Here is an 8,811-nt window from a genome sequence, read left to right as displayed (position 1 = left end):
CGGCGCCGCGGCGGGCGGGTCCGTCCGCGTGCTCCTCGGCGCCGACGGCGTCTCCGCGCTGCCCGGGGACGCGGAGGGTGTGGAGGGCGCGGAGGTCGGTGGCGGGGCGCGGGCGACCGCCGGCCGGACCGAGCTGCGGGCGGTGGGCGCGTGAGTGCCGAGGCCCCCGCGTCGACGCAGGCGGCGCTCGACCTCACGGCCGGCGGCGACGCGTCCGCGAGCACCGTCCCGTCGGACGGTGCCCTCGGCGCGGAGGGGGTCCGCGTCGACTCCGCCGGCCGGACCGGCGCGCCCGCGCCCTCCGGGCCGGACGCCGCCGAGCCTTCCGGCCCGCCCGCCGTGCGCCGGGTCGTCGTGTGGGTACCGGACTGGCCGGTGGCCGCCGCGGTGACGGAGGGGCTCGTCGGTGTCGGCGAGTCCGTCGGCGTGCACGACCAGCGCGCCGTCGTCGTCACGTCCGTGGCCGCCCGGCGCGCCGGGGTGCGCCGCGGCATGCGCCGCCGCAGCGCCCAGCAGGTCTGCCCCGGGATCACCCTGATCGCCGCCGACCCGGTCCGCGACGCCCGCGCGTTCGAGCCCGTCGCGCAGTCCGTCGAGGACGTCGTCGCCTTCGTCGAGGTCCTGCGACCCGGGCTGCTCACCTTCCCCGCCCGCGGGCCCGCGCGGCACGCCGGAGGGGAGGAGGCGCTCGCCGAGCGGCTCGTCACCGCCGTCGCGATGGACACCGGCGCCGAGTCCCAGGTCGGCCTCGCCGACGGCACGCTCGCGGCCACCCTCGCCGCGCGGGCCGGCGTCGTCGTCGCCCCCGGCGAACGCGCCACGCTCGAGTTCCTCGCGGCCCAGGACGTCGGGGTGCTCGCCTACGCCGCGCGGAGCGCGCAGGCCGCCCGGGCGACCGCCGAGCTCGTCGACGTCCTGCGCCGGCTCGGCCTGCGCACCCTCGGGGCGCTCGCCGCCCTCGACGCCGCCGACGTCTCCGCCCGGTTCGGACCCGTCGGCCTCACCGCCCACCGCCTCGCCCGCGGCCTCGACGCCCGACCGCCCGCCGCACGCCGCCCCCTCGAGGACGTCACGGCGTCGAGCGTCCTCGACCCGCCCGCCGAGCGCAGCGACGTCGCCGCCTTCGCCGCCCGCGCCCTCGCCGAGGACCTCGCCGAGCGGATGCGCCGACGCGGGGTGGCCTGCGGGCGCCTCGAGGTCCGCGCCCGCACCGAGGACGGGAACGAGCTCGCCCGCACGTGGGGGCTCGACGGACCGCCGACGGCGGCCGAGCTCACCGACCGCGTGCGCTGGCAGCTCGAGGGCTGGCTGTCCGGCCGCTCGGGGCGGGCACCGTCGGCGCCGCTGACCCAGCTCGTCCTCGTGGCCCAGGAGGTCGCGCCCGCCGGCGCGCTGCAGGACGTGCTGTGGGGGCCGGGCCGGCGGGGGCGGCTCCAGGCCGAGCGCGCCGCGCTGCGCGTCCAGGGGCTGCTCGGTCCCGAGTCCGTGCTCGTCCCCGTCCTCCAGGGCGGCCGCGACCCGCGCTCGACCACCCGCCTGGTCGCCTGGGGCGACGACGCCACGCCGCTGCGCCGCCCGGACGCCCCCTGGCCCGGGGCCACGCCCGACCCGTGGCCCGCGACCGTTCTCGCCGAGCCCCGCCCGGTGCGGGTCCTCGACGCCGACGGCGCCGACGTCCGCCTCGGCGCGCGCGGGCTGCTCGACGCCGACCCGGCGAGCGTCCTGCTGCCCGAGCCGCGGCGCGTGGCCGGCTGGGCGGGGCCGTGGCCGGTGGTCGAGCGCTGGTGGGCGCGTGGGCGACGGCCCGCGGGAGGAGGCGCGACGTCGGGGTCGCCGCGAGGTCGCGCGGCGTCGATACGGCCGGAAGGACGCACGACGTCGACACCACCGGGTGGCGCCGGGGGGAAGTACCTCGCGGCCGAGGATCTGGCCGACCGGGACCGCGTCTACCTGCAGGCCCGCCTCGTCGGCGACCAGCCGCAGGCGGTGCTCCTCGTCGGCACGAGCGACGGCTGGCTGCTCGATGCGGTCTACGACTGACGGACGGTCGTGCGCGAACCGCATGAGCAGGTCGGACGTCTGGGGCGTGATTGTCGAGCACACATTGGCCCGCTGGCGATTATCGTCATACGATATTGCGATGGCGAGCGAGGAGCAGATCCAGAAGTGGGTCGACGAGGCCGAGCGAGGGTGCGACGTCGACGAGCTCAAGCGGCGTGGACGCGGTCGCCCGGGGCGTGGTGCGGTGCCGATGCAGGTGGTTGCCGTTCGTCTGACGGTCGAGGAGCTGGACGCGCTCGACGCCAAGGCGGGGGAGAACCACATGAGCAGGTCGGACGCCATCCGGTCCGCCCTTGCTGACTTTGCCGGATGAAGGTCCACAGCAGTGCGCTCAAGCACGGTGCGTCTCGCAGACTCCCGCGCGCGTGACGGCGTCGGAGCGATAGCCTCGCAGGTGCCCGTCTTCCGTCGCGTCACAGGAGTGCCATGACCCAGCAGATTCCGACCGCTCGCTCGGGCTCCGTCGTCGGACGACCCGGCGGTGACCGTCTGCCGAATGCCTCCTCGCCCGACGCGGCCGGCCGGCCGACCCTGCCCGGCCCGAACGCCGACCCCAACTCCGCGTGGGCGCCGGCCTCGGCGGCCACGCCCATGCGCATCGAGGACGCGCGGGGAGCGGCGGAGGCTCACCCCTTCTCCGACCTGCCCGGCGCGGCCGTCGCCGGCTGTGCCGTCGCGGCCTGGATGGCGCTGCCGGACGTCCTGCACGGCCGCGGCGCCCGCGCGGTGCTCAAGCTGGGGATCCTCGGGGGAGTGACGGCGTGGGCCGTCGTCCAGGACCGTGCCCGGAAGGCGAAGCTCCCCAAGGGCCTCGTGCAGTTCGGTGCCGACCGGCCCCGCCCGCACGCCCCGGACCCCGAGTCCCGCGGCGCGACGATCGCCCGCCGCGCGGTCTACGGCGGCGCAGCTTTCGCGACGCTCGTCGTCGTCGACTCGATCGGCCACCAGAGCGCGAAGTACCTCGGCGCTCGCGGTATCCCGGCGCCGCACACCCTCCTCGGCCTCGCGGCCGGCGCGGCCACGGCGATCGGGGTCACCTCCAGCCGCTGACCCGGCGGTCTCCGGCCGCCGGCACCCCCGTTGACGCGGCCTCGTCAGCACGCGCCTCCACGAATGGGGGGCAAGCGACCATTTTCCGGCAGGATTCTGGTCGCTTGCCCCCCATTCGTGGCGTGGGGCAGCGTGTGGTGCCCGCTCGCCGCTGTCGGCCCCCGCCGCTATCCTCGAACATGCGTTCGAGATCCGGGCGCCGCCGTGCAGACCCGGGAGGTGGCCGTGGGCGCCCGCTACGCCGAGCTGCACGCGCACTCGGCCTTCTCCTTCCTCGACGGCGCCAACCTGCCCGAGGACCTCGCCGCCGAGGCCGCCCGCCTGGGCCTCGAGGCGCTCGCGCTGACGGACCACGACGGCCTGCCGGGCGTCGTCCGGCTCGCGGAGGCCGCCCGCACCCTCGGCCTGCCCACCGTCATCGGCGCCGAGCTGGGGATCGGCTCCACCGGACGGACCTCCGCCGCGGCCGGCGGCGGCACCCACGGTCTCGGCGGCCCGGCCGACCCGGACGGCGAGCACCTCCTCGTCCTCGCCCGCGGCCGCGAGGGCTATGCCCGGCTCTCCGCCGCGATCTCCCGCGCCCATCTCGCCACCGGCGTCAAGGGCCGCGCGCGCTACGACCTCGCCGAGCTCGCCGACACCGCCGCCGGGCAGTGGATGATCCTCACCGGCTGCCGCAAGGGGGCCGTCCGCCGCGCGCTCGAGCCCGAGCGCGGCCGCTTCGCACCCGCCTCCGCGGCCCGCGAGCTCGCCCGCCTCGCCGAGAGGTTCGGCCGGGACAACGTGGCCGTCGAGATCACGGACACCGGCGACCCGCTCGACCAGGTCCGCTCCGCCGCGCTCGCCCAGCTCGCCGAGGACGCGGGCCTGCCCCTCGTGGCCACCGGCGGCGTGCACTGCGCGCGACCGCAGGACGTGGCGCTCGCCCACGTCATGGCCGCCACCCGTGCCCGGGCCTCGCTCGAGGAGATCGACGGCTGGCTGCCCGCCGCGCCCGCCCACCTGCGCTCCGCGGAGGAGATGCTGAGCATCCACCGGCACCACCCGCACGCGGTGACCGCCGCGGCGGACCTCGCGGCCGAGCTCGCGTTCGACCTGCGGCTCGTCGCCCCGGACCTGCCGCCCCACCCCGTTCCGCCCGGCCATACCGAGGCCACGTGGCTGCGCGAGCTCACCCATCGCGGGGCGGAGCGGCGCTACGGGCCCCGCGGGGCGGAGCGCATCCCCGGCGCGTGGGACATGATCGACCACGAGCTCGAGATCATCGACGAGCTGGGCTTCCCCGGCTACTTCCTCATCGTCCACCAGATCGTCGACTTCTGCGTCGAGAACGGGATCCTGTGCCAGGGCCGCGGCTCGGCCGCCAACTCCGCCGTCTGCTTCGCGCTCGGCATCACCGCCGTCGACGCCGTCACCCACCGCCTCCTCTTCGAGCGCTTCCTCTCGCCGGGGCGCTCCGGCCCGCCGGACATCGACCTCGACATCGAGTCCGGCCGCCGCGAGGAGGTCATCCAGTTCGTGTTCGAGCGCTACGGCCGCGAGCACGCCGCCCAGGTCGCCAACGTCATCGCCTACCGACCCCGCTCCGCCGTCCGCGACGCCGCACGCGCCCTCGGCCACGGCACCGGCCAGCAGGACGCGTGGGCGAAGAGCGTCGAGCGGTGGGGGTCACTCCGGACTCCTGACGCCGGTGACGAGGTCCCGGACGCACCGTCAGGTACCCCCGCGCCCGCTGCCTCTTCCGCCCCCGCCACCCCCGAGGACCCGCGCTGGCCGGGCACCACCTGGTGGGACGTCGAGCAGGTCGGCCGCTCCGGCGTCGCCCCCGTGATCGCCCCTGAGGCCGCACCGCCCTCGGCGCCCGCCCCCGGCGCCGACGACGTCTTCGGCATCCCCGGCGAGGTCGTGGACATCGCCGAGCAGCTCCTGCGCCTGCCCCGTCACCTCGGCATCCACTCCGGCGGGGTGGTCCTGTGTTCCCGCCCCGTCATCGAGGTCTGCCCCGTCCAGTGGGCCACGATGCCCGGCCGCACGGTCCTGCAGTGGGACAAGGACGACTGCGCCGACGCCGGGCTCGTGAAGTTCGACCTCCTCGGCCTCGGCATGCTCACCGCCCTCCGCCTGGCGTTCACCGAGCTCACCGACCGCGGCGTCCGCGGCGTCGACGGCCGCCCGCTCGGCCTGCACAACCTCCCGCAGGACGACGACGCCGTCTACGACCTGCTCTGCGCCGCGGACACCGTCGGCGTCTTCCAGGTCGAGTCCCGCGCCCAGATGGCCACCCTGCCCAGGCTGCGGCCGCGCACCTTCTACGACCTCGTCGTCGAGGTGGCCCTCATCCGCCCCGGCCCCATCCAGGGCAACTCGGTCAACCCCTACATCAACCGCCGGCTCGGCCGGGAACCGGTCACCTACCTCCACGACCTGCTGCGTCCCGCGCTCGAGAAGACCCTCGGCGTCCCGCTCTTCCAGGAGCAGCTCATGCAGATCGCCATGGACGCCGCCTCCTTCACCCCCGCCGAGGCCGACCAGCTCCGCAAGGCCATGGGCGCCAAGCGCTCCGAGGAGCGGATGGAGGCCCTGCACGCCCGGCTCATCGAGGGCATGGCCGGCAACGGGATCGACCGGGGCGTCGGCGAGCAGATCTTCGACAAGCTCAAGGCCTTCGCCGACTTCGGCTTCCCCGAGTCCCACTCCTTCTCGTTCGCCTACCTCGTCTACGCGTCCGCCTGGCTCAAGGTCCATCACCCGGAGGCGTTCTACGCCGCGATCCTCGGCGCCCAGCCCATGGGGTTCTACAGCCCGCAGACCCTCGTCGCCGACGCCCGCCGCCACGGTGTGCGCGTCCAGCGGGCGAGCATCAACGGCTCGTCCGTGCACGCGAGCGTCGTCGTCGCGCCCGAGGGGCACACCCCCACGCCCGACGACGACACCCCCGGCGGCGTCGCCCCCGTCGAGTCCGTGGCTCGGCTCGTGCGACCCGACCCCGGGCGGGCGATCCGCCTCGGCCTGGCCGCCGTGCGGGGCGTGGGGGAGGAGGCCGCGGAGCGGATCGTCGCCGAGCGCGACCACGGCGGGCCGTACGCGAGCATCGCCGACCTCGCCGGACGCGTCGACCTCACCACCGCCCAGCTCGAGGCCCTCGCCACCGCCGGCGCGCTCGACCTCGGCGGCGACCGTCGCCAGGCCCTGTGGACGGCCGGGGCGCTCGCGGGCGCGCACGGGACCACGCGCCGTTCGTCGTCGGGCGAGAGGTGGATCCAGCCGCCCCTGCCGGGGACGACCCCCGGGGTGAGCGCCCCCGAGCTGCCCGGCATGACGGAGGTGGAGACCGCCGTCGCCGACGTGTGGGCGACCGGCGTCTCCCCGGGCACGTACCCCACCCAGTACCGCCGCGCGGACCTCGACGATGCGGGCGTGCTCCGCCTCGCCGACCTGCCCCGGGCCGAGTCCGGGCGCCGGGTGCGCGCCGCCGGCGTCGTCACCCACCGGCAGCGACCGCACACCGCGCGCGGCGTCACGTTCCTCTCGCTCGAGGACGAGACCGGGCTCGCCAACGTCGTGTGCTCCGCCGGCGTGTGGGCGCGGTACCGGCAGGCCGCGCGCACCTCCGCGGCCCTCGTCATCCGCGGCATCGTCGAGCGCGCGGACGGCGTGACGAACCTCGTCGCCGACCAGATCACCCCGCTCAGCCTCAGCGTCTCCACCACGTCGCGCGACTTCCGGTGAGGTGGACGGCGGTGGTCGACGGCCCCGGCGCGAGAGTGGTCGACCACGCCGAGCCGGTCGTCGGCCGTCCTATGGTGACCGGGTGAGCAGCGCCTTCCTCGGCCACCGCAGCGGTGAGCCGGCCTTCCGACGTGCGCTGCTCGCCCTGTTCGCCATCGGCATCGCCACCTTCGCGATGATCTACTCGGTCCAGCCGCTGCTGGCCGTGGCGGCGCAGGACCTCGACGTCTCGGCCACGTCGGCGACGATGCTCATGACCGTCACGACCTTCGCCCTCGCGATCGCCGTGCTCCCGCTCGCCCGCCTCTCGGAGCACCTCGGGCGCAAGCCGATCATCATCGGCGGGCTCGTCGTCTCCGTGGTCACCGGGGTGGCGAGCGCGATCGCCCCGAGCTTCGCGCTCATGCTCGTCCTCCGCGCGATCCAGGGCGCGGCGCTCGCGGGCGTCCCTGCTGCCGCGCTCGCATGGGTCGCCGAGGAGATCCACCCGAACGCCATCACGCGTGTCGGAGGCCTCTACATCGCCGGCAACACGCTCGGCGGCATGGGTGGCCGCGTGCTCGCCGGGTTCGCCTCGGAGCTCGTCGACTGGCGCGGCGCGATCGTCGTCGTGTGCGTCCTCGGCGCCGTGTTCTCGATCGTCGCCCACCTCCTCCTGCCGCCCGCCCGGAACGCCCCCGCGCGCGGCGGCCGACGGGCGAACCCCGCCCGGCCGGACACCACCGAGGCCCGGCGCAGCCGACTCGTCCTCTACGGCCTCGCGTTCCTCGGCATGGCGACCTTCGTCGGCGTCTACAACGTCATCAGCTTCCGCACCTCGCTGCCGCCCTACTCCCTGGGCGCGGGGCTCGGCTCGATGTTCTACCTGTCCTACATCGCCGGGACGTTCACGTCCGCCTACGCCGGGCGTCTGGCCGCGCGCACGGGAATCAGGGCCGGGATCCTGCTCGGGCTGGCGGTGTGCGTCGGCGGCGTGCTCCTCACGCTCGCGACGCCGATGGTCCTCATCTGGGCGGGCCTGTTCCTCCTCGCCGGCGGATTCTTCGTCCTCCACGCGCTCGCCTCGGCCAACGCCGCCCGCCTGAGCCCCAGGCCTTCCGACGGGTCCGGCCGGTACACGCTCTTCTACTACCTGGGCTCCTCGGTCGGCGGCGTGGTCCTCGGTCTCGCCTGGGACGTGGGCCAGTGGGGCGCGACGGTGGTCGGCGCCGTCGTCCTGCTCGGGCTCGCCGGCGTGCTCGCCCTCCTGCTGCCGCGCCGCCCCGCGGCGGGTGCGTCGTCCGCCGCGCACCCTCCCGTCCCCTGACCGGCCGCTGCGCGAACCATCAGCGGGGCACAGGTCGTCAGCCGGAGCGCCGTCCGCCGCGCACCCTCCCGCCTCCTCGTGAGACGCTTGGAGCCGCGCACAGAAAGGGAGTCCATGGCCCGCATCCCGCTCGCCAAGCTGCTCAACGTGGCCGTCGTCGCCGGCCCCGCCATCTGGAAGATCGTCTCCCGGTACGGGCCCGTCCTCATCGACCTGCGCAACAAGAACCCCGCGGCGTTCGACAAGGTCGCCGGCTCTGTCAAGGGCCTCGCGGGCTCGGTCCGGCCGGGCGCGGGCAACCTCGCGACCCAGGCCGAGGTGGTGCGCAAGCAGATCAACTACCTCGTCGCTTCCGCCGACGACGACGCCGAGCTCGCCCGCGTGGCCGGCTGGCGCAGGCGGCTGGAGAAGATCGAGGCTGCCGTGCCGCTGCTCGAGGCGATGAGCCCCAAGGTCAGGAAGGCGCAGACCAAGACCCTGCGCGCCCAGCTCGACACCCTCGCGGCGGAGGTCCTCGACGCCTTCATCGGCGAGCAGGCCGAGGACGCCGGGCTCACGCAGATCGATCCGCAGCCGCCCGCCGCGCAGGGTTGACGCGCACCCGCGGTCGCCCGGGGGATCGGCACCCATCCCGATCGGGCGCCCGTGGTCGATGGGGACTTCTC

Annotated in this window: 6 protein-coding genes; all 6 read left to right on the top strand. The window is 75.8% G+C overall.

The window, feature by feature from the left end; genetic code table 11:
* Nucleotides 1-150 precede the first annotated feature (150 nt).
* The 6 genes from ACPYO6_RS16015 (at nt 151) to ACPYO6_RS15990 (ending at nt 8,740) form a co-directional block, all read left to right on the top strand.
* Nucleotides 151-2,040 carry a DNA polymerase Y family protein gene (locus ACPYO6_RS16015; RefSeq protein ID WP_425715791.1) on the top strand — a complete coding sequence of 630 codons (1,890 nt, stop codon included), beginning with the start codon at nt 151-153 and terminating at the stop codon, nt 2,038-2,040.
* Between the two features lie 100 nt (nt 2,041-2,140).
* A complete protein-coding gene (locus ACPYO6_RS16010; RefSeq protein ID WP_425715790.1) occupies nt 2,141-2,374 on the top strand; it encodes a ribbon-helix-helix protein, CopG family in 234 nt (77 codons plus the stop codon).
* Between the two features lie 113 nt (nt 2,375-2,487).
* On the top strand, nt 2,488-3,111 hold the full coding sequence (locus ACPYO6_RS16005) for a hypothetical protein (protein ID WP_425715789.1): 624 nt from the start codon (nt 2,488-2,490) through the stop codon (nt 3,109-3,111).
* A gap of 225 nt (nt 3,112-3,336) precedes the next feature.
* Nucleotides 3,337-6,840 (top strand): PHP domain-containing protein, encoded by a 3,504-nt coding sequence (locus ACPYO6_RS16000; RefSeq protein ID WP_425715788.1) that lies wholly within the window; start codon nt 3,337-3,339, stop codon nt 6,838-6,840.
* Between the two features lie 82 nt (nt 6,841-6,922).
* Nucleotides 6,923-8,146 carry an MFS transporter gene (locus ACPYO6_RS15995; RefSeq protein WP_425715787.1) on the top strand — a complete coding sequence of 408 codons (1,224 nt, stop codon included), beginning with the start codon at nt 6,923-6,925 and terminating at the stop codon, nt 8,144-8,146.
* Between the two features lie 114 nt (nt 8,147-8,260).
* Nucleotides 8,261-8,740, top strand: coding sequence for a hypothetical protein (locus tag ACPYO6_RS15990; RefSeq protein WP_425715786.1), 480 nt, complete (start codon nt 8,261-8,263; stop codon nt 8,738-8,740).
* Nucleotides 8,741-8,811: the final 71 nt, after the last annotated feature.

The organism is Georgenia sp. Z1344, assembly GCF_049856295.1.
Classification (GTDB): Bacteria; Actinomycetota; Actinomycetes; order Actinomycetales; family Actinomycetaceae; genus JB111.
The sequence above is the reverse complement of the archived record's forward strand: the minus strand, read 5'-3'. Positions and strand labels throughout refer to the sequence as shown.